General features: G+C 45.7%; 15 protein-coding genes and 1 tRNA gene. 5 read left to right on the plus strand and 11 right to left on the minus strand.

Features of this window, described 5'->3' with window-relative positions:
- The first annotated feature begins 13 nt into the window (after positions 1 to 13).
- Together dhaL and ptsP are read left to right on the plus strand one after the other, a co-directional pair.
- Positions 14 to 649 carry a dihydroxyacetone kinase subunit DhaL gene (dhaL, locus tag N646_RS12670; RefSeq protein WP_005379705.1) on the plus strand — a complete coding sequence of 212 codons (636 nt, stop codon included), beginning with the start codon at positions 14 to 16 and terminating at the stop codon, positions 647 to 649.
- Between the two features lies 1 nt (position 650).
- Complete coding sequence (ptsP, locus tag N646_RS12675) at positions 651 to 3050, plus strand: phosphoenolpyruvate--protein phosphotransferase (RefSeq protein WP_017820258.1); 2400 nt, start codon at positions 651 to 653, stop codon at positions 3048 to 3050.
- Between the two features lie 80 nt (positions 3051 to 3130).
- Here the strand turns inward: ptsP and dhaR are convergent, their stop codons facing one another.
- The 5 genes from dhaR to N646_RS12700 all read right to left on the minus strand — a co-directional run bounded on the left by dhaR (position 3131) and on the right by N646_RS12700 (position 11392).
- Positions 3131 to 5056 (minus strand): dihydroxyacetone kinase operon transcriptional regulator DhaR, encoded by a 1926-nt coding sequence (dhaR, locus tag N646_RS12680; RefSeq protein WP_017820257.1) that lies wholly within the window; start codon positions 5054 to 5056, stop codon positions 3131 to 3133.
- Between the two features lie 145 nt (positions 5057 to 5201).
- Entirely contained in the window at positions 5202 to 5732 is a 531-nt protein-coding gene (locus N646_RS12685; RefSeq protein ID WP_005379708.1) for an MltR family transcriptional regulator, read from the minus strand.
- 86 nt (positions 5733 to 5818) lie between these two features.
- Positions 5819 to 6967, minus strand: coding sequence for a mannitol-1-phosphate 5-dehydrogenase (locus tag N646_RS12690; RefSeq protein WP_005379709.1), 1149 nt, complete (start codon positions 6965 to 6967; stop codon positions 5819 to 5821).
- Between the two features lie 111 nt (positions 6968 to 7078).
- The gene (locus N646_RS12695; RefSeq protein WP_005379710.1) at positions 7079 to 9031 is read right to left on the minus strand and encodes a PTS mannitol transporter subunit IICBA; all 1953 of its coding nucleotides are present in this window, start codon (positions 9029 to 9031) and stop codon (positions 7079 to 7081) included.
- 597 nt (positions 9032 to 9628) lie between these two features.
- Positions 9629 to 11392 carry a lysophospholipid acyltransferase family protein gene (locus N646_RS12700; RefSeq protein ID WP_017820256.1) on the minus strand — a complete coding sequence of 588 codons (1764 nt, stop codon included), beginning with the start codon at positions 11390 to 11392 and terminating at the stop codon, positions 9629 to 9631.
- Positions 11393 to 11625: 233 nt separating this feature from the next.
- Between N646_RS12700 and N646_RS12705 the strand changes: the two genes are divergently transcribed.
- Positions 11626 to 12345, plus strand: coding sequence for an SIMPL domain-containing protein (locus N646_RS12705; protein WP_005379714.1), 720 nt, complete (start codon positions 11626 to 11628; stop codon positions 12343 to 12345).
- A 223-nt stretch (positions 12346 to 12568) separates the two neighbouring features.
- Positions 12569 to 12844 carry a hypothetical protein gene (locus N646_RS12710; RefSeq protein ID WP_005383040.1) on the plus strand — a complete coding sequence of 92 codons (276 nt, stop codon included), beginning with the start codon at positions 12569 to 12571 and terminating at the stop codon, positions 12842 to 12844.
- Positions 12845 to 12939: 95 nt separating this feature from the next.
- Here N646_RS12710 and N646_RS12715 read toward each other — a convergent pair whose 3' ends face one another.
- The 6 genes from N646_RS12715 to rpsU form a co-directional block, all read right to left on the minus strand.
- Positions 12940 to 13743, minus strand: coding sequence for a MetQ/NlpA family ABC transporter substrate-binding protein (locus N646_RS12715; RefSeq protein ID WP_005383039.1), 804 nt, complete (start codon positions 13741 to 13743; stop codon positions 12940 to 12942).
- A gap of 262 nt (positions 13744 to 14005) precedes the next feature.
- Positions 14006 to 14081, minus strand: a tRNA-Ile gene (locus N646_RS12720).
- Positions 14082 to 14236: 155 nt separating this feature from the next.
- Positions 14237 to 16099 carry an RNA polymerase sigma factor RpoD gene (rpoD, locus tag N646_RS12725; protein ID WP_005395986.1) on the minus strand — a complete coding sequence of 621 codons (1863 nt, stop codon included), beginning with the start codon at positions 16097 to 16099 and terminating at the stop codon, positions 14237 to 14239.
- 99 nt (positions 16100 to 16198) lie between these two features.
- Complete coding sequence (dnaG, locus tag N646_RS12730) at positions 16199 to 17965, minus strand: DNA primase (RefSeq protein ID WP_005379719.1); 1767 nt, start codon at positions 17963 to 17965, stop codon at positions 16199 to 16201.
- Between the two features lie 149 nt (positions 17966 to 18114).
- Positions 18115 to 18558: a GatB/YqeY domain-containing protein gene (locus tag N646_RS12735; protein ID WP_005379720.1), complete on the minus strand. Its 444-nt coding sequence runs from the start codon at positions 18556 to 18558 to the stop codon at positions 18115 to 18117.
- A gap of 27 nt (positions 18559 to 18585) precedes the next feature.
- Positions 18586 to 18801: a 30S ribosomal protein S21 gene (gene rpsU, locus N646_RS12740; protein ID WP_001145625.1), complete on the minus strand. Its 216-nt coding sequence runs from the start codon at positions 18799 to 18801 to the stop codon at positions 18586 to 18588.
- Positions 18802 to 19031: 230 nt separating this feature from the next.
- On the opposite strand from rpsU, the gene tsaD reads away from it, so the two are divergent.
- A complete protein-coding gene (gene tsaD, locus N646_RS12745; RefSeq protein ID WP_005379854.1) occupies positions 19032 to 20048 on the plus strand; it encodes a tRNA (adenosine(37)-N6)-threonylcarbamoyltransferase complex transferase subunit TsaD in 1017 nt (338 codons plus the stop codon).
- Positions 20049 to 20076 lie beyond the last annotated feature (28 nt).

Here is a 20076-nt window from a genome sequence, read left to right on the forward strand (position 1 = left end):
GGGGGGAGCAAACATGCAAATTGAAAAACAACATATCGTTCACTGGCTAGAGTTATGTGCAAAAACGTATCAAGAGAATCAAGATTTTCTGACCGACCTTGATCGTGATATTGGTGACGCAGACCATGGTCTCAATATGAACCGTGGCTTTAAAAAAGTTGCTGAAAAACTGCCGCAATTTGCGGACCAAAATATCGGCAGCATTCTCAAGAATACGGGCATGACCTTACTTTCTAGTGTTGGTGGGGCAAGTGGCCCGCTGTATGGCACGCTGTTTATTCGCACGGCTGCCGCTGTCGGAACCCGAGAGCAACTAACGTTTGAAGAGTTGGTCGATGCACTAAAAAGCGGTGTGGATGGCGTGGTGTCTCGTGGTAAAGCGGAACTGGGTGATAAAACCATGTGTGATGTTTGGTTACCCGTTTTAGTTAGCGTGAAGGCGTCGTTAGAAAATGGCATGAGCGCCGATCACTTACTTAATGAAATGGTTGAGCTAGCAGAAACGAACGCGGTTGCCACGATTGAAATGTTGGCGAAAAAAGGGCGAGCAAGCTATTTAGGTGAACGCAGTATTGGTCACCAAGATCCCGGTGCAACCTCTTCTTTGTTAATGATTAAAGCACTACAGCAGGCAATAGCAGGTAATTAAGATGGTGGGAATTGTAGTTGTATCTCATAGTCGTCGACTTGCCGAAGGGGTGGCAGAACTTGCCACCCAAATGACGCAAGGCAAAGCCAAGCTTGCGATTGCTGCTGGGATTGATGATCCAGAGAACCCGATCGGAACCGATGCCATTGCCGTGATGGAAGCGATTGAGCAGGTACAAGATCAACAAGGGGTTGTTGTGTTGATGGATCTTGGCAGCGCGTTGCTTAGCACGGAAATGGCTCTGGACCTGATTGATGATCATGTGAGGGAAAATGTCACCCTTATCTCGGCACCTATTGTTGAAGGAACCATGGCGGCGTCGGTGGCTGCCGCCGCCGGACTGCCTTTATCGACGGTAGTCGAAGAGGCACAGAATGCGTTAAGCGTAAAACAAGAGCACCTTGGTGATCAGCCACTAACATCCGCTGAGATAGCGCCAGTATCAGAGAACTTTGAGCAAGAATGGACATTTGATTGGGTAGTGCAAAATCCGCATGGATTACATGCTCGTCCCGCTGCGGCCATTGTTGGTGCACTCGCGCCTTTTGACTGCCAATTATGGTTGAAAAAAGGCGAGCGCCGTGTGAACGCGAAAAGCTTAAACAGCATTGCGAAACTTGGCGTTCGTAGCCAAGAGACGATCACGCTGTGCGCACTCGGCTCTCAATCCAGTGAAGCAATCAAGGCATTTGAAGCCTTAGCTTATGAGCACTTCGGAGAAAAAGAGGCGGTTGAGCAAGGCATTATCGAACCTGAAGAAAGTTCAGATACTCTGCTCGATGGCATGGCCTCAAATCAGATTGAAGGTGCTGTTGTTGGTATTCGAGTCAATGACGGTATCGCTACTGCTCCTGCTGTCCTTTTTACTCATGAAATGCCAGCAGTGCCTGAACGTGATTTCCAAAGTGAACAAGATGAAATTGAACGGGTTAAGCGTGCGATAGGCGTGGTTGTTCAACATTTGCAGGAGCAAGCGAAGCAGCCGAAAGGGGAAATATTTGCTGCTCATAGCATGATGCTCAGTGACCCAGAATTATGGGCATCGGTCGAGTCGCGAATTCAAACGGGCATGATAGCCGAGCAAGCTTGGGTAGAATCACTGCAAACGTTGGCCGAAGAGTTTCGCCAGGCAGAAAGTCAGTACATGCGGGAACGCGAAGCAGATGTGCATGATATAGCACGCCAAGTTATGGTCGAAATGACAGGCGTAACGCCTAATGCCATCGACATTCAGGAACCGAGTATTTTGTTGGCCCGCGACCTGATGCCTTCTGATGTGGCCGGGCTTGATAAATCGAAAGTGCTTGGTATCTGTTTGAGTGAGGGAGGGAAAACCTCTCACAGTGCGATTCTTGCTCGTGCGATGGGGATTCCTGCCATCGTTAAAGCTCAGGGCTGCCTTGATGCTGTGCGTGCTGGTCAAGTGGTGACTATTGATGGCTTCCGAGGGCATTTATGGTTCTCTCCTTCAGATGCCGTACTGCAGGAATTAGAAGCTCAGCAAATTGAGTGGCAAAGCATCCGACAACGTGCATTAGCGAGTGCTCAGCAAGCCGCAGTCACCTGTGATGGTGTCCATATTCCAGTACTCGCCAATATTGGTGGACCGAAAGATATTGATGATGCACTAACATCAGGAGCTGAGGGCGTTGGTCTATTTCGGACTGAGTTTCTATTTCAAAACAGTGATGAGTTGCCGACTGAGGAAGCGCAATACCAAGTGTATCGTGATATTGCAGCCGCACTTGGTGATAAGCCACTTACGATTCGTAGTCTAGATGTTGGCGGTGATAAGCCTTTAGCCGCTTATCCTATGCCAGCAGAAGATAATCCATTTTTAGGTTTGAGAGGGGTGCGGTTGTGCCTTCAACATGAGTCATTGTTTACCGCTCAACTTCGAGCCATTCTGAGAGCCTTTCACGAGCAACCGAATATTCAATTGATGATACCGATGGTGGCTCAGGTTGAAGAAGTGAGAAAAGTAAAAGTGCTGTTGGCGCATCAAGCAAACCAACTCGGCTTGGATGCGACTCATTTGCCCGTTGGTATTATGATTGAGGTACCAGCCGCGGTGTTAAATGCTGATGCGTTAGCCCAAGAAGTCGACTTTTTCTCTATCGGCACCAATGATTTGACTCAATATGTTATGGCCGCCGATCGAGGTAACGCTGCTGTTGCTGAATTGGTGAACTACTTTGAACCATCGGTACTAAAAGCCATTGAGCTCACGTGTGCAGCAGGCGATCGCGCGGGCATACCGGTTAGTATGTGTGGTGAGATGGCTGGCGATCCAAATGCCACAGAAACATTGCTCCGCGTGGGGTTGCGAAAATTCAGCGCCAGTTCGAGCATGCTACCGGGACTAAAAGCGCAGATTCGTCAGTTGTCTGTCGATGTTTAATCGATACCTTATCGTTAGTACACCTGTACCGGCGTGCTTACGCCGGTTTTACTTTTGTTATAGGAACGCCAATTCACGACTTAATACAGCTTCATTTGCTCCTGCAGCCCAAACTTATTAATTTTTCTCCATAAGGTCGTGCGGCCAATTTGCAATGCTTTCGCCATATCATGCATTTTGCCATCACACTGATTCCAAGCCTGAACAATCGCTCTTCTCTCGGCTTCTTCTAACGTGATTACTGGCGTATTTTCTGCGGTATGGCAAGAATTCAGTTTAATGTCTTCAGGAATATCGTTCAGCTTGATTAAGTTGGAACTGCGGTTAAGCAAAATTCGCTCAGTTCGGTTTCTTAATTCAGAGTTGTTGCCTGACCAACGAAAATTCATCAACGCTTCCAGTGCGACTGGCTCTATCGAGATCGTCACATTGTGGCGGCGTTCATAATGGCTGATAAGCTGCTGGACGAGAAATTCAATGTCTTCTTTACGCTTTCGTAGTGGCGGAATATGCAGCTCGTTCGAGGAGATTTCATAATAAAGTTGCCGACCAAATGAGCGCTGAGTGACATACTCGCTGATCTCTGAAGCGGTGCTGGTAATAAGTTGAAAGTCTACGGGGATCAATCGCAAACTGTCGCTGCGGCTGACGAGCCCAGTTTTTAACAACTTAAGTAGCACGGCTTGTAAATCGGGCGACAGATATTCCACCTTTTCTAAAAAGAGCGTACCGCCATGGGCGAGCTCAAACTTTGAAGGCATGCCTTGCCCTTCGTCGTACCCCAGGGTTTCTTTGACCAGTTGCTCTGTATTGATGGAGCGGCAGTTGAGCGTAATGAATGGTCCTTCTTTGTAGGCGCTTTCGTTATGAATCGCCATGGCGAGAGTGGCTTTTCCTACGCCTTCTTCACCTGTAATTAGAATCGGTGATTTTGACTTTATGGCCCGTTTTGCCACGGTAATGACATGCTTCATTTTTCGTGAAATGACGGGCAAAGTGCTGAACGTATAGCGCGCACTGCCACCTATTTGTTGTTGAGCAAGTTCGCGAATTTTATCGATAGGGTGCAAGAACAATAAGTGTGTGCCGTCGTTGAGTGGACGCAAGGTGATGATCGCCTCAACAAACTCGCCACGAACCTCTACCGTTGTGAGTTTACGGTTTATGCTCGCACCTGACTCAATACTAGTAAGGACATTCGGTGGGAAGCGCAAAACAGAAAAGACTTCTTTATCCAAGACCTGACTGGCTTCAATGTTTAACAAACGCTCGGACTGGTGATTTACCATGGTGATGCGATTTTCTTCATCCCACGCTAGAAGGCCGTCATCCATGCACTCTAACGTTGCGTTATGCGCACAAGTGAGGCGGTTCATGTTTTCTTGTTCCGACTGAATGTGGATTTGCAAGCTGACTTCTTTCGCGCTCGACGCGATGATGACTAAGTCTTCTTTCTTATAGCTTTCCGCTTTTCTGAAAAGGCATGTTGTACCGCGTAATTTTCCAAATTGGTCAAAAACAGGCGCCGCTACAGAGGCATAAGAGTGCAAGTGGCGATTGAAATGTTCTGCAGCAAAAACTTCACATGGGATGTGAGTGTTGATACAGAGATTGACTGCATTTGTGCCAATTTTCCCTTCAGACAGAAAGCAGCCTTGTTTAATACCGAGTGCTTGCATCTCTTGTCGCATAGAGTCGTGCCCGACGGTGGAGAGAATACAGCCGTTGCCATCAGTCACCATCAATAGCAGGTCTTCGTCTCCTAGCATATCGTAAGTGTCTTCAAGTACGGTAGTGGCGCATTCGATGAGGTGCTCGTTGCGTTTCATCAGAGATGAGAAGGTAAAACCAGAGGCAATATGTGGTTTTGACCAGGTATAAGGGCTGCATTGCTTTATGCAACGCTCCCACGACTCGAGGACGGGAGTGCGGGAAAATTCTGGAGATACCCAGTGGTGTTTCTGGAAAAACTCCCACTTAGTTTTAGTGTCTTCGATTGAAAGCATGCGATCCCGTTTCAATACTAGCGATAGATTGGTCTGATGTTACAGAGACATCGGAATATGGACTGTGATGGCTTTCACGCATGTTGTATAGAAGAATGTGCAAAAAGAGGGGCGAGTTGAGGAGGCTTCCGTGCCAGTTTTTCGATTAAAAAGGGCTGTCTTTGCCGAGCTCATTGCAAATCTCGACAATGGCAAGTGAGAGCCCTGACTTAATGATTTGTTGTTGACGTTGCAGTTGTAGCTGATAAAACTCAAGGTCGATGTCGTCATCTGGTTCGCTGACTTCCAGTTGCACCATGCCCATTTTCTTCACCAAGTGCAGTTTCTTAATTGGTTCTAGAATATTCGGGTCAGTGAATTCGTAATCTGAAGCGTCACTATTGAGTTGGTTTTTGAGTTTGATGATGTCTTCGATGTCGTGGTAGATGTCATCGGGGAGCACTCCCAAGCCAAACAATAACTTCAAACGAACAGACAGATCGCCCAGCGGTCCAGAGTCTTGTAGCAGCGGACCGACAACCGATTGAACAGCGAAGTTATCTTTACGAAAGATTCTTTGCACCAACCCGTCGATCGAATCGTTAAAAACGTCGACTGCTGCAATGAAAAAGCCTCGTACCGATGGTGCGCTGTTTAATCGCTCAATGATCTCGGTTTCGTTGATGTTATCTGCCATATACTGAATACATTTCTAATTATTAGCTATCCCAACTCTTCAAGCAGAGAAGGACATAGAAGGGGAGCCGAGCTCCCCTAGGTAAATCAAAGTTGGTTGTAAAGTGTCTCGATTTGAGCCACTTCATCGCTGTCTTCTGCAAGACCTGTGTATGTCGCTAGCGTCTTCTTCACACCCACTTCTTTTAATGAGTTTTGTAGCTCTACGGCTTGTGGGTCAGTGTCGTTAGTGTACTTCAACGCAGCGGCAATGCCTTTCAAAAGTGTTTGATTTTCAGTGCCATACTCAATTGTACCGAGTAAAGGCTTCACTAATCTATCGTTTGCACCCAATTTTCGAATTGGTTGACGACCTACGCGGTCCACCTCATCCACTAAGTATGGGTTGGCAAAGCGTCCTAAAATCTTCTCGATGTAGGCGTTGTGCATGTCACGGTCGAAGCCGTAACGTTTGATCAGCACTTCACCACTTTCTTGCATCGCCTGTTTTACTTCAGCGTGAATGCTTGGGTCTTCAATTGCTTCACGAATGGTACGATGGCCTTTCAAGCAACCTAGGTAAGCGGTAATGCAGTGGCCTGTATTGAGAGTGAATAGCTTGCGTTCTACGAATGCCATTAGGTTGTTGGTTCTTTCCATGCCAGCTATGTCAGGGATTTCGCCCTTGAATTGCTGCTCATCCACAATCCATTCGCTAAAACTCTCTACAGTAACTTCTAGTGGGTCATCGTTCGCCGCTTCTGCTGGTGGTACGATACGGTCTACCGCTGAATCGACAAAGCCAACCAACTCGTCTGCTTTCGCGTGCAATGATTCATCCAAGTGTTTGTACACTTCACCTTTTAGGTGTGTGGTGCCACGAACCATGTTTTCACACGCTATGATGTTCAATGGTTTATCGTTACCTGCTGCAAAGCGTTTAGCAATGCCGGTAGCGATGGTTTTTGCAATGATGTCCAGTACGTTAGGGCCAACCGCTGTTGTTACCAAGTCGGTTTTTACAATGCGGTCAATGACATCTTCACTGGCTGAGTTTACTGCGGTGACGTGAGTTACTGTGTCGATTTGGCACTCAGTACCGACCACTTTTACTTTGTATTCTTGCTTGTGACTCAGTTGATCGACGAGTGGTGCGTCTACATCTGCAAATGTGACCTCGACTTCTGCATCTGCTAATAGTTTACCGATGAAGCCACGACCAATGTTACCTGCGCCAAAATGAACTGCGTTTTTCATAATTCTTACCTACCAATGTCTAAAATGTTGACTTACGAAACTAGGGGGAGGCCAACCGCATAGGGGGTGACAGCTGACCTCATTTGCCTCAGGAGCAAATTAAAGGGGTAATTAAGCCGCTTGTTGACCGCCAAGGATGTTTAGAATCTCTTCCACATCGTTGGTGCTGGTTAGCTTCTCAATTGCCTCCGGCTCATCGAGCGCGTTCGTAATGGTGGTAATCACCTGGATGTGCTCATCGTTCTTAGCGGCAATGCCGATAACCAGTTTCGCTACATCATCGTCGTCTTCAGTAAATTGGATACCCGATGGGTATTGGCAGATTACAATGCCAGTTTTCTTCACGCGGTCTTTCGCTTCTACCGTACCGTGAGGTACTGCGATAGATTCGCCTAGGTAAGTTGGAACCAATGCTTCACGCTCAAACATCGCGTCTACGTATTCTGGTTCTGCGTAGCCAAGTTCGACCAACTTGTTGCCCGCGAAGCGAATCGCTTCTTCTTTGTTGGCAGCTTTCAAACCTAGGTGAATGTTTTCACGCTGGATTTGGAACACCGACGTTTGCTGTGGCTCGAAGTTGTCGTCGTTTGCTGCCACGAGCGAAACTTTTACCATTTGGTCGTCATTGGCTGCGGATTGGTTTTGCGCTGCTAGTAGTTTGGTGACTAGCTGGTTGTACATCTCGCTGTCTAGGAAGTTAGTCAATGAAATGTGGTGTGCGTTTGGAGCATGCTTACGTGCACGATCCGTTAAGTCTTTATGAGTAATCACGATATCTGCACTCTCTGGTAAGCTGTTAATGGCAAGGTTGGTTACGTGGATGTTCAGACCTGCGTCTTGAACCTTTTTGCGTAGCATGCTCGCGCCCATTGCACTCGAGCCCATGCCCGCATCACAAGCGACAATGATGCTTTGTACTGTCGCTAGGTCTACGTCACCTTTGCTTTGGCTGTTTACCACCGCATCGTTTTTAGATGCAGATTTCATGTCTTTCATTTGTGATGTTGCTTTTTCTAGTGCTGCTTCATCACCGTCTTCTTCTGTTGACGTTTGAGTCTTCATTAGCAGTGCTGCTACGGCGAATGACACGCCTGTTGCTGCTGCAATAGACGCTAGAACACCAACGATTGAGCCTTTCTGAGTCATCAACAAGATTGCAAAGATTGAACCTGGTGATGCTGGAGAAACGATACCTGCGTTAAAGATAGTTAGAACGAATACGCCAGTCATACCACCTGCGATAGCCGCAAGGATTAGGCGAGGGTTCATTAGGATGTATGGGAAGTAAATCTCGTGGATACCGCCGAAGAAGTGGATGATTGATGCACCACCTGCCGTTTGACGAGCCGTACCTTTACCAAACACCATGTAAGCTAGCAGGATACCTAGTCCAGGACCTGGGTTTGCTTCGATTAGGAAGAAGATCGATTGACCTGTTTCAGACGCTTGTTGGATACCCAGTGGAGAGAAAATACCGTGGTTGATCGCATTGTTTAGGAACAGGATCTTCGCAGGTTCAACGAAGATTGAAGTCAGTGGTAGCAGGTGAGCAGAAACTAGGAAGTTAACGCCAGCCGCCAAGCCACCAGAAAGAATCTTTACGAATGGACCGATAAAGATGAAGGCAAGGATCGCACATAGCATGCCGATGATGCCCGCAGAGAAGTTGTTAACCAACATCTCGAAGCCACTTTTTACTTTACCATCGATGTAGTTATCGAATTTCTTGATAGCCCAGCCGCCCATTGGGCCGACCATCATTGCCCCCATAAACATTGGGATGTCTGTGCCGACAATCACACCCATTGTTGTGATTGCACCGACTACCGCACCACGATCGCCACCAACTAATTTACCACCGGTGTAACCGATAAGTAGTGGCAGCAAGTAGGTAATCATTGGGCCAACCATAGAGGCTAACGTTTCGTTTGGTAGCCATCCAGTTGGGATAAATAGAGCAGTGATAAAGCCCCACGCGATAAACGCGCCGATGTTTGGCATTACCATGTTTGACAGAAAACGACCAAAATTTTGTATCTTGATCTTGGCATCTGGTGATATCATAACAATTCCCCGTTCGATGTTCTGATGAATCTTGTTGTAGTAAACGGTTCGCCAAAACCGTTTGTTTGATTGCTTAGTACCCAATCAATTTACCACACATTTTCCAATTGGAACTGACAACGGGTTTTTCGTGATCTACGCCCGCATTTCTTAGGCTGAGAAACGGTTTTTAAGTGACCAAGTTCAACTTATTAACTTGTAACTTAATAACAAAAAGCCACTTTTAAATCTGTCAATAAAAATCTTAGTGATCAATCCGATCTTCTGACAAATTTAAAATCAAAATACTTTGTGACTTTGATCACTTTTGGTTTTTTTTGAAATTCGAATTAAATACTTGTAATGATCAATGTCACGTTTTGTGTTGAGTTGTGGTGGATTTAAAGTGTGACCTGGATCTGTTTTTGTTTTTTGTGAAAGTTTGTGACGGAATTGGTGAGATAAATGCTATCTAGATCTTTCGATAGATTGTATCTATAAGAGTCTTTTCGGCGCACTTCACGGAGCACGCCTAATTAGTTGATGAAAGGGTAAATAAAGAGAGTCGCCACACGGTTCTTCTTGTGATTCCCAACTCTCTACTTATAATCACTGTTCTTAATCATCGTTGCTATTAGTATGATAGACGAGGTAGTCATGAGCTTGCTCGCGTCCCATATACCTTGCCAACGTCTTTTCTTGAACATCGCGCAAATCCACCATAATCAATCCATCTAGAGCGTTATTGAATGCAGGGTCGACGTTGAAGCATACCAGCTTGCCATTGAGGCTTAAGTACTGACGCAGCAAAACGGGCACTCCTTTCCCTTCATCGATTCTGGCAATGACACGTGACAATAGCTGTAAATCACCCAGAGCGGTGAGCATGCTGGTATTCCAGTCACGGTGGTGCTCAGGAAGTGGGTTAGAAGGCGTGACGTATTCTGCACAGTTGTTGTCGTAGTGGTGCAGTGTCATTGATTGAGCCAGTAATTGACGTGCAGTATCGCTATAATCGTTGCTAATGCTTACCGGACCAAATAGGTGAGTGTAATCTGGGTTTTGATGAACGAACGTTGCGATGCCTTTCCACAGTAGCAGTAGCGCGCTCATGCTCTTTTGATATTGATGTGCAATCACAGAGCGCCCCATCTCAATGGATTTACCCATTTGGTCGATAAAGCGTTGGTCATAGTTAAACAACGTTCGTGAATACAGACCTGCTACGCCGCGCTTTTCAATCAGTTGATCAACCAGACCTAAACGATACGCGCCCACCAAGCATTGGTTCTCTCTGTCCCACACAAACAGATGCAGGTAATCATGATCGAAATGGTCAATGTCTATTGCTAGTCCAGTCCCTTCGCCAACTTGTCGGAAATTGAGCTCACGTAGGCGACCAATTTCATGCAGTAGGGAAGGGATACTCTGCGACTCCGTGCAGTAAACATCGAACTCACCACTTGTTAGCAGCTTGGACTCTTTTGGTAAGTTGTTCAGCTCTTCAAGCAATTCGCCTACGGGTAACCCTGCCGCTATTGGAGAGAGCATTTCTGATGAAGAAGAAGGCTTCACTGAATGGGTTTCACGATTGAGCAAGTAAGTGTTGAGCCGCAAATAGTTCACCACTTGATCATCGTTAAGTGTGTTGATCTCTTTGAATTTGATCACTTGGCCAAAAGATAAATCGATGGTTTGCGCATGTTTGTTTAGCAACTCTCGACCAAGCAGTAGGGTACGCAAAAGTGGATGGATTTTCCCTGCCATATAGAAGCGTTTCGAGTTCTGGCCACTGATGAATACTGGAACTGTCGTTGCTTTGTTTTTGCGAATTAGGCTACTTACGCTTCGACTCCACGCTTTGTCTTCCAAGCGTTGCTGTTTGGCATCGACTAACTGGGAAACCTCACCGGCAGGAAAGACAAGCAATAAGCCGCCACTTGCGAGGTGTTTATTAGCCGCTCTGAGGGCCTTCATATTTGATTTGACGGCGTCTTTGCCTTCAAACACATCGACACCAATGAAGAGCTGATCTAACTCTGGTACGGTTTTCAGGTATTGATTGGCTAGAATTTGGATATCGTCTCGTACCATCAACAAGAGTTCGGCCAAGATGACGCCTTCCACACAACCAAGCGGGTGGTTCGCCACAATGACGGTAGCACCTTGTTTAGGCACTGAGTCGAGTGAACCATGAGCAATGCGATAATCGATACCTAAAATATCCAACGTGAAGCGGAGAAAAGTTTTGGTATCGGCATTAACGGGGCGTTGAGCGTAGAACTTATCAAGCTGGTTTAAACCGGTTGCCCATTCAGCAACGTTTTCACCAATGCCAAACGGCGTTTTACGAGGGAGACGAAAAGGGGTTGAACTATCCATATTTACCTCAGCGTACAAGTTGCTGATTGGATAGTAGAAATTACAGATGACAGTTAAGAGGCAAAAGCATGAGCCTTTGGTGACAAACCAATGAAGCTTTATTGACTAAAGAAAACGGTATATCACTGTGCTATGAATCAAAACTCGCGTTATGTCTCCCTCTTAAAACAATAGATAGGCTATCTTATCTAGAACAAAGATTAAGCTAAGTTGATATTTATCAGGGGGAAATAATGGAACGAGTTTCCAATAAAGCAGCACTTTGGATTGGGCTAAGTTTGATACTTGGTCTTGGCATCCTTGGCTATTTTATGCAGCAGACGGCGGTGAAATACCGAGCCTATGAAAGAGTCGTGACAGTAAAAGGTTTGTCGGAGCGTGAGTATCCTGCTGATACGGTGATTTGGCCGATTCAATTTACTCTAGCGAGTAATGATATGGGAGCCATGTTTGATGAAATTGACCAGCAAACCCGTTTGATTTTGGACTTTCTAAGTGCCAAAGGGCTTCCTGAAACCAGCGTTTCCCTTTCTTCCCCAGCGGTCATTGACAGAAAAGCACAGCAATATGGGAGCGAGCAAGACATTGAGTATCGTTATTTGGCCTCGCGAACCGTTACGGTTTACAGCCAGAGTGTTGATGTTGTTCGAGCGGCAATCAATGAAATAGGTGAGCTAGGAAAACAAGGCGTTTTGCTTAACCAAGATCCTTATGCAAATCGTGTTGAGTACAGCTTTACTAAGCTGAATGATGTGAAGCCAGACATGATCGAAGAAGCGACTAAGAATGCGCGTGAAGTGGCTGAGAAATTTGCGAAAGACTCACAGAGTTCACTGGGTAAGATCAAACGTGCAACTCAAGGGCAGTTCTCGATTTATGACCGAGACAGCAACACGCCTTACATTAAGAAAGTACGAGTGGTATCGACGGTTCAATATTACTTATCTGATTAAAGTTGCGCTCATATAGTCAATAGTTGGTCGTTCCATCACCTTCTATTTGTAGAGGTATCTATGCTCTGTGATAGGGAAATCAGTCTTCGATGACGCTATATACAAGTACTTTTTTATAAAACTAAGTTCTTAACAGTGATGAGGTGAGTTTGATAATAATCAAGCTCACTTGTTTCTTATGAGCGTAAGTTAGTATGACTTATTGCTAGAAGGAATTAGTATCATGGCATACAAGCACTTTATTAGAGAACTACTGGGTTTAGCGATTGTTGTCTCTGTCGTCTTTGGCGTATTAGGCGTGATGTTAGAGCTCTTCGCACTGACGGCACTTTGGGAGCATCAGCAAACGATAGCCGATGTTTTCTTCCATGAATCTCTCTACTTCATCGTATTTTTAATCCCACCATACTTCCTCTGGAAGTTGATTAACCGTCCTGAATTGGTTTCTGCTGACCAAGCTTATTTGGCAATGAAGTTAGAGGCTGAAAGTCGACAATGAGTCGATTTAGTGAGTAATGAAAAGAAGAGGCTATGAGCAAACATTAGCCTCTTTTCTATCTGATTCGTGGAGCAAAATATTCGCTGCTTTATTGATTAAAAAGCTGCTTCGATTGTGCCTTTGAAAGTGCGATCGAGGTAATCACGAATCGCTTGAGATTGATAAATAGAAACGAACTTTTTATACGCTTCATTATTTTTGTCTGCGTCACGAGTGGCGATGACCATGACTGCTAATGGGGCGTCTTTTGCTTCAAGATAGATACTTTGTTTCTTCGGATCTAAACCAGAAGACATTACGTAGTTCATTGTAATCGCAGCCGCGTCCACATCATCTAATGTTCTTGGTAGCTGAGCGGCATCTACCTCGACAAATTCAAATGATTTTGCGTTTTTTGTGATATCAGTTAGGGCGGCTTTATGGCCAACACCCTGTTTCAGCTCAATTAAACCTGCATCGGCGAGTAGCAACAGACCACGACCACCGTTGGTAGGGTCATTTGGAAGCGCTATACGTGCATTGTTTGGAAGCTCTTGCAGTGAGCGATACTTATTGGAATAAAGCCCCATACGCATAAGAATGGACTGACCAATTGATACTAATTGGGCGTTATGGCTACTGTTGAAGTTGTCTAAAAATGGCTGGTGCTGATAGCTATTAATATCGATGCTACCATCGCTAAGAGCGGCATTAGGTGTCACGTAGTCAGAAAACTCAATGACTTCGACATTCAAACCTTGCTTTGCTGCCTCCTTCGCTACCGCCTCGACTACTTGTGCATGTGGTCCAACTGTCGCGCCCACTTTAATGACAGAGTCATCTTTTTCTCCACAAGCGCTTAAGCCGACTACTGTCGTGAGAATCAAAGCTAGTTTCTTTAAGTGACCAATACTTTTCATTGTAGCTCCATTTTTTGTTTTAGACGTCCATACGTTTATATGTCCATACTATCAGAAGTTGTCTGAGGGTCAATGGTTTAAATTACGAGCAGACATTTTGTTTCGATTGCTCGTATAGAAAGCCAGATAATAGTTAAAGAAGAGGGGAAGAAGAAAAGCTATTACGAGGTTAGTGACGAGTTACCGCAACCGAAACTGTACCCAAAGATATAAGATACAAAAAAGGCGTAGTAGGTATTAACCTGCTACGCCTTTCGAAATATGGTGGCCCCTCGCAGACTTGAACTGCGGACCAATCGATTATGAGTCGACTGCTCTAACCACTGAGCTAAGGGGCCTTAATAGGACAACGATTATAGGGGAAGCGTTGCAAGGTGTCTAGATACCAACTAGGGCAATTGCGCTTAGTTTTTATCCACTTAGAACAGTAGATAATAAAAAAGGTGACCTAAAGTCACCTTTTTTGATTTCTAAAAGCTTGTATGCGCTGCGATTATTCGTCTAGGAAGCTGCGCAGAGTCTCTGAGCGGCTTGGGTGACGAAGTTTACGTAGTGCTTTTGCTTCGATCTGACGGATACGCTCACGAGTAACGTCGAACTGCTTACCAACTTCTTCTAGAGTATGGTCAGTGTTCATGTCGATACCAAAGCGCATACGAAGTACTTTCGCTTCACGTGGCGTTAGACCTGCAAGCACGTCTTTTGTTGCCACTTTAAGGCTAGTTGCTGTTGCAGAATCTAGCGGAAGTTCTAGCGTTGTATCTTCGATAAAATCACCTAGATGCGAATCTTCGTCGTCACCGATTGGTGTCTCCATTGAGATAGGCTCTTTAGCGATTTTTAGAACTTTACGAATCTTGTCTTCTGGCATTTGCATGCGCTCTGCCAGTTCTTCCGGTAGTGGCTCGCGACCCATCTCTTGCAACATTTGACGAGAAATACGGTTTAGCTTGTTGATCGTTTCGATCATGTGTACCGGGATACGAATCGTACGTGCTTGGTCCGCGATTGAACGAGTGATTGCCTGACGGATCCACCACGTTGCGTAAGTCGAGAACTTGTAACCACGACGATATTCGAACTTATCTACCGCTTTCATCAGACCGATGTTACCTTCCTGGATCAGATCCAAGAACTGTAGGCCACGGTTGGTGTATTTCTTCGCGATAGAAATTACAAGACGCAAGTTCGCTTCAACCATCTCTTTCTTCGCACGGCGAGCTTTTGCTTCACCGATAGACATACGACGGCTGATGTCTTTAATGTTCTGTACGTTTAGAGAAGTCTCTTCTTCAATCATTTTTAGCTTAGCGATTGAACGACGGATTTCTTCTTCGTTACGTTTGATCTTTTCAGCGTATGGCTTGTCTGAAGCAAGAACTTCATCCAGCCAAGCTTCACTTGATTCATTACCAGTGAACAGCGCGATGAATGATTTCTTCGGCATTTTGCCGTATTCAACCACTGACTTCATGATCAGACGCTCTTGTGTACGAACGCGATCCATAGCAGTACGCAGTTCATTCACTAGGTGATCAAACTGTTTAGGCGTTAGACGAAACTCGCGGAATACGTCTAGCATCATTTCATTAGCAACGGTTGCTTTCGGGCTGTTATAGCCGTACTCGTTGATTGCTAATTGAAGATTTTGATAGGTGCTGCGTAGTTGGTTGAATTTCTCTAGCGCTAATTCAGGATCGATACCTACATCTTCTTCAGAATCATCTGAATCGTCATCGCTATCTTCGTCGTCATCAACGTCTTCATCGTCTTCTTCTTCTAACTGAGATTCAGTCAGTTCAGAACCGATGTGTGTTGCCGTTGGTGCAGCGGTGTCGTCAGCATCTGGATCTACAAAACCTGAAATTAGGTCTGTAAGACGTAGTTCTTCAGCTTGAACTTTGTCAAATTGCTCAAGAATGTACGGAATTGTGCCTGGGTATTCAGCAACAGACGATTGAACTTGGTTAATACCTTCTTCAATACGTTTTGCGATGTCGATTTCGCCTTCGCGAGTTAGAAGTTCGACAGTACCCATCTCACGCATGTACATACGTACTGGGTCTGTTGTACGACCAATCTCACTCTCTACGCTAGAAAGTGCAGCGGCTGCAGCTTCGGCTGCATCTTCATCGGTAATATTTGTGTCATCGTTCAGTGCTAAATCATCAGCATCAGGAGCAGTTTCTACTACCTTAATGCCCATGTCGTTGATCATCTGAATGATGTCTTCTACCTGTTCTGAATCTACGATTTCAGCAGGTAGGTGGTCATTTACTTCGGCGTAGGTCAGATAGCCTTGTTCCTTGCCTTTAATAACAAGTGACTTTAGCTGTGACTGCGGATTGTGATCCATAGACGGTATCCAACTTCGTAATCTGGTGAAGGAATCAGTATGCGAAATGCAAACCACTTACTATAACAAATTAAATCGTTGCTGACTAATTAAACAGGGTTACGCTTTTAAATCTAGCATAAGTGCTAGCAGCTCCCTTTTCTCTTCGGCTGATAAACCGACACTTCTTGCTTTGGCCTGCAGGTTTTCAATTTGTTTTTCTACGCACTGGGCAATAATTTTATCCAGTGAGTCTAAAAAGATTTCTTCTTGGTTGTCCTCATCGAGTGGAATGTCCCAACTCGCGAGACGAGACAGAAGGGTCTCATTTTGGCTGTTTCGCCAATGCTCTAATAATTGGCCTGTGTTGATATGGGGATGCGCTTGGCATTTATCAAGTACATCAACAAATAAACTTAGACCAGGAATGGGCAAATCTCTAACGCTAGTTAGATCTGGCACCATACTTACGTATTGTGGGTTTTGAATCAGTAACGCGATCACTTCTCGCATCGGCGTTCGCTTGATTTCTTTATGAGGTTGAGGCCTTTTATCCTCTTTACCTTGTTTTGAAATTAGCTGCTGTAGTTGGCGTTCATCAACCAAACCCAAACGGCGGCCAAGCAATTCTCTCAAGTATAGTCTTAAAGTGCCGCCAGGGACTTTATCAATGAGAGGAACCGCAAGAGTACTCAGTTTTGCCATGCCTTCTTTCGTGCTCATATCGACCTGCTGAGTCAATGAGCTGAACATGAATTCAGACAAGGGCATCGCATTAGACACTTGCTGCTCAAATGCTTGTTTTCCGTTTTGTCGGATATAAGAGTCGGGATCTTCTCCATCCGGCAAAAACATGAATTTTAACTGGCGACCATCAGTTAGGTAAGGCAATGCATTTTCCATGGCACGCCACGCGGCTTCACGGCCTGCGCGGTCACCGTCATAACAACACACGACGGTGCTTGTTTGCCTGAATAACACTTGCAAGTGATCGCCCGTTGTCGAGGTTCCCAATGAGGCAACGGAATAATCTACGCCATATTGAGCAAGCGCGACAACATCCATATAGCCTTCAACCACTAAAATTTGTGGTGGCTCACGGTACGCTTGTAGTACTTCATAAAGGCCATACAACTCTTTACCTTTATGAAATATCGGGGTTTCGGGTGAGTTGAGATATTTTGGTGTCCCATCACCTAATACTCTACCACCAAAGCCTATTACTCGGCCGCGTCTGTCTCGAATAGGAAACATCACTCGACCACGGAATCGGTCGTAGCGGTTGCCTTTATCGTTTTCAATCAACATGCCGCCTGTGACGAGCATGTCTTGGTTTTCTTTATTTTGGCCAAAGTTCTTACGAACTAAATCCCATTCATCAGCCACATAGCCGATGCCAAACTTCTGGACGATTTCACCAGACAGGCCGCGATCTTTTAGATACTCAATCGCCACCTTACTTGCTGGCTGTTTGAGTTGGTTACGATAAAATTGAGCAATGCTGCCCATTAAGTCGTACAGGTTACGTTTTTCACTGCTGCTTGCTTGTGGGCCTGACTGAAACGAACCATTACCGCCGCTACGTTGTTCGCGAGGAACATCTAAACCCAAGTATGAAGCGAGTTCTTCAATGGCTTCGACGAATTCTAGTCGGTCGAATTCCATCAAAAAATCGATGGCATTTCCATGCGCGCCACAACCAAAACAATGGTAGAACTGCTTTTCTTGACTGACACTGAATGAGGGTGTCTTTTCGTTATGGAACGGGCAGCATGCGCCGTAGTTTTTGCCTTTTTTCTTAAGTTTCACACGTGCGTCGATGATATCGACAATATCAAGTCGAGCTAGAAGGTCATCGATAAAACTGCGAGGGATGTGTCCAGCCATAAAACCTAACAAAAAAAGAAGATGATGAGTGGAGTGAATGCCTTAAAAGAATGAGCGTATTGCCCATTGATTTCATTCCATCCATCCAGATACAAACAAGCCGTGCGCTCCAAAGGATAGCACGGCTTGCTGCAATTGGGTGGGGTACCTTAAGCCAATTTAGCGCGAACTAAACCGCTTACTTTACCCATATCTGCACGCCCTTGAATTTGCGGTTTCAGAACGCCCATTACTTTGCCCATGTCTTGCATGCCAGCTGCGCCAGATTCAGCAATCGCGTTCTCGATGAGAGCCGCTACTTCTTCGTCTGTCAGTGGTTGAGGCATAAAGTCCTCAAGAACGGTAATTTCTGCTTGTTCCGCATCAGCAAGATCTTGACGACCCGCTGCTTCAAACTGCGCTACAGAGTCGCGACGTTGTTTAACCATCTTGGTCAATACTGCAAGAATGTCGTCATCGTTCAGAGTAATCTGTTCGTCAACTTCACGTTGCTTGATTGCTGATAGGGCTAAACGAATAGTACCAAGGCGCAATTTGTCCTTGGCTTTCATCGCTAATTTTTGCTCTTCTTTGAGTTGATCAATCAGAGCCATAACTAAATTCCTTTTGGAGCTCAGTTATTAGTACAGGCGAACGCGACGAGCGTTTTCGCGAGCTAGCTTCTTAGCGTGACGCTTTTGAGCTGCTGCTTTAGCGCGTTTGCGAACTGTAGTTGGTTTTTCGTAGTGCTCACGACGACGCACTTCAGAAAGGATACCTGCTTTTTCGCAAGAGCGCTTAAAACGACGTAGAGCAACGTCGAACGGTTCGTTTTCACGTACTTTAACTACTGGCATATGCCTTTCACCTCAGGGGTTATTCGTTAACGCTGGTATTCAACAGACCAAATCACAATTGTTAGGTCTCTTACCAGCTTGATCAAAAATGGTGCGGAATTTTAATCCGATCACAACTACTTTGTAAAGCCTTTTGTCGATTATTGTCTGTACAAAATTTGTTTGCAGCACCAAGGCGAGGTAATATGACGCCCAAATTTCCTCTATACAGAAAGCATACTGAGAAAACCATGCGCATTATTGGTATTGAAACCTCTTGTGACGAGACTGGCATCGCAATTTATGACGATGAAAACGGTCTCTTGTCACACAAGCTATATAGCCAAGTAAAACTGCACGCAGATTACGGCGGTGTGGTGCCTGAGTTGGCTTCACGTGACCACGTAAAGAAAACCATTCCTCTTATTAAAGAGGCACTAAAAGAAGCGAACTTAACTTCAAAAGACATCGATGGTGTCGCGTATACCGCGGGGCCTGGTCTTGTTGGGGCGCTATTAGTGGGTGCGACTATCGGTCGCAGTATTGCTTATGCTTGGGGAGTGCCAGCGGTACCTGTTCATCATATGGAAGGTCACCTATTGGCCCCAATGTTGGAAGATAACCCTCCACCGTTCCCGTTTGTGGCGGTATTAGTATCGGGCGGTCACTCTATGATGGTGGAAGTGAGAGGCATCGGTGAGTACAAAATTCTAGGTGAGTCGATTGATGATGCGGCGGGCGAAGCGTTTGATAAAACAGCGAAGCTAATGGGTTTGGATTACCCAGGCGGTCCACTATTATCTAAACTGGCGGAAAAAGGTACACCGGGCCGCTTTAAGTTCCCGCGCCCAATGACGAATGTGCCAGGTTTGGACATGAGTTTCTCTGGTCTAAAAACCTTTACGGCTAACACGATTGCTGCAAACGGTGATGACGAGCAAACCCGCGCGGACATCGCATTGGCATTTGAAGAGGCTGTGTGTGCTACGTTGGCTATTAAATGTAAGCGCGCGCTTGAGCAAACAGGCATGAAACGCATTGTTATTGCTGGTGGTGTGAGTGCTAACCGTCGTTTGCGAGCTGAGTTAGAGAAGTTAGCGAAGAAAGTTGGCGGCGAAGTTTACTACCCACGTACTGAGTTCTGTACAGATAACGGTGCGATGATCGCTTACGCAGGCATGCAGCGCTTGAAGAATGGCGAAGTGGCTGATATGTCAGTAGAGGCTCGTCCACGTTGGCCAATTGATCAACTAACACCTGTCGCTTAGTCAAATTTATGCGGTAGGTTTGAAACCG

It is taken from the genome of Vibrio alginolyticus NBRC 15630 = ATCC 17749 (assembly GCF_000354175.2).
Lineage (GTDB): Bacteria > Pseudomonadota > Gammaproteobacteria > Enterobacterales > Vibrionaceae > Vibrio > Vibrio alginolyticus.

What these genes read in the sequence shown, in the direction of transcription:
- dhaL (WP_005379705.1), top strand. Translation starts at nt 14, where the DNA reads ATGCAAATTGAAAAACAACATATCGTTCACTGGCTAGAGTTATGTGCA.
- ptsP (WP_017820258.1), top strand. Translation starts at nt 651, where the DNA reads ATGGTGGGAATTGTAGTTGTATCTCATAGTCGTCGACTTGCCGAAGGG.
- dhaR (WP_017820257.1), bottom strand. Translation starts at nt 5,056, where the DNA reads ATGCTTTCAATCGAAGACACTAAAACTAAGTGGGAGTTTTTCCAGAAA.
- N646_RS12685 (WP_005379708.1), bottom strand. Translation starts at nt 5,732, where the DNA reads ATGGCAGATAACATCAACGAAACCGAGATCATTGAGCGATTAAACAGC.
- N646_RS12690 (WP_005379709.1), bottom strand. Translation starts at nt 6,967, where the DNA reads ATGAAAAACGCAGTTCATTTTGGCGCAGGTAACATTGGTCGTGGCTTC.
- N646_RS12695 (WP_005379710.1), bottom strand. Translation starts at nt 9,031, where the DNA reads ATGATATCACCAGATGCCAAGATCAAGATACAAAATTTTGGTCGTTTT.
- N646_RS12700 (WP_017820256.1), bottom strand. Translation starts at nt 11,392, where the DNA reads ATGGATAGTTCAACCCCTTTTCGTCTCCCTCGTAAAACGCCGTTTGGC.
- N646_RS12705 (WP_005379714.1), top strand. Translation starts at nt 11,626, where the DNA reads ATGGAACGAGTTTCCAATAAAGCAGCACTTTGGATTGGGCTAAGTTTG.
- N646_RS12710 (WP_005383040.1), top strand. Translation starts at nt 12,569, where the DNA reads ATGGCATACAAGCACTTTATTAGAGAACTACTGGGTTTAGCGATTGTT.
- N646_RS12715 (WP_005383039.1), bottom strand. Translation starts at nt 13,743, where the DNA reads ATGAAAAGTATTGGTCACTTAAAGAAACTAGCTTTGATTCTCACGACA.
- rpoD (WP_005395986.1), bottom strand. Translation starts at nt 16,099, where the DNA reads ATGGATCACAATCCGCAGTCACAGCTAAAGTCACTTGTTATTAAAGGC.
- dnaG (WP_005379719.1), bottom strand. Translation starts at nt 17,965, where the DNA reads ATGGCTGGACACATCCCTCGCAGTTTTATCGATGACCTTCTAGCTCGA.
- N646_RS12735 (WP_005379720.1), bottom strand. Translation starts at nt 18,558, where the DNA reads ATGGCTCTGATTGATCAACTCAAAGAAGAGCAAAAATTAGCGATGAAA.
- rpsU (WP_001145625.1), bottom strand. Translation starts at nt 18,801, where the DNA reads ATGCCAGTAGTTAAAGTACGTGAAAACGAACCGTTCGACGTTGCTCTA.
- tsaD (WP_005379854.1), top strand. Translation starts at nt 19,032, where the DNA reads ATGCGCATTATTGGTATTGAAACCTCTTGTGACGAGACTGGCATCGCA.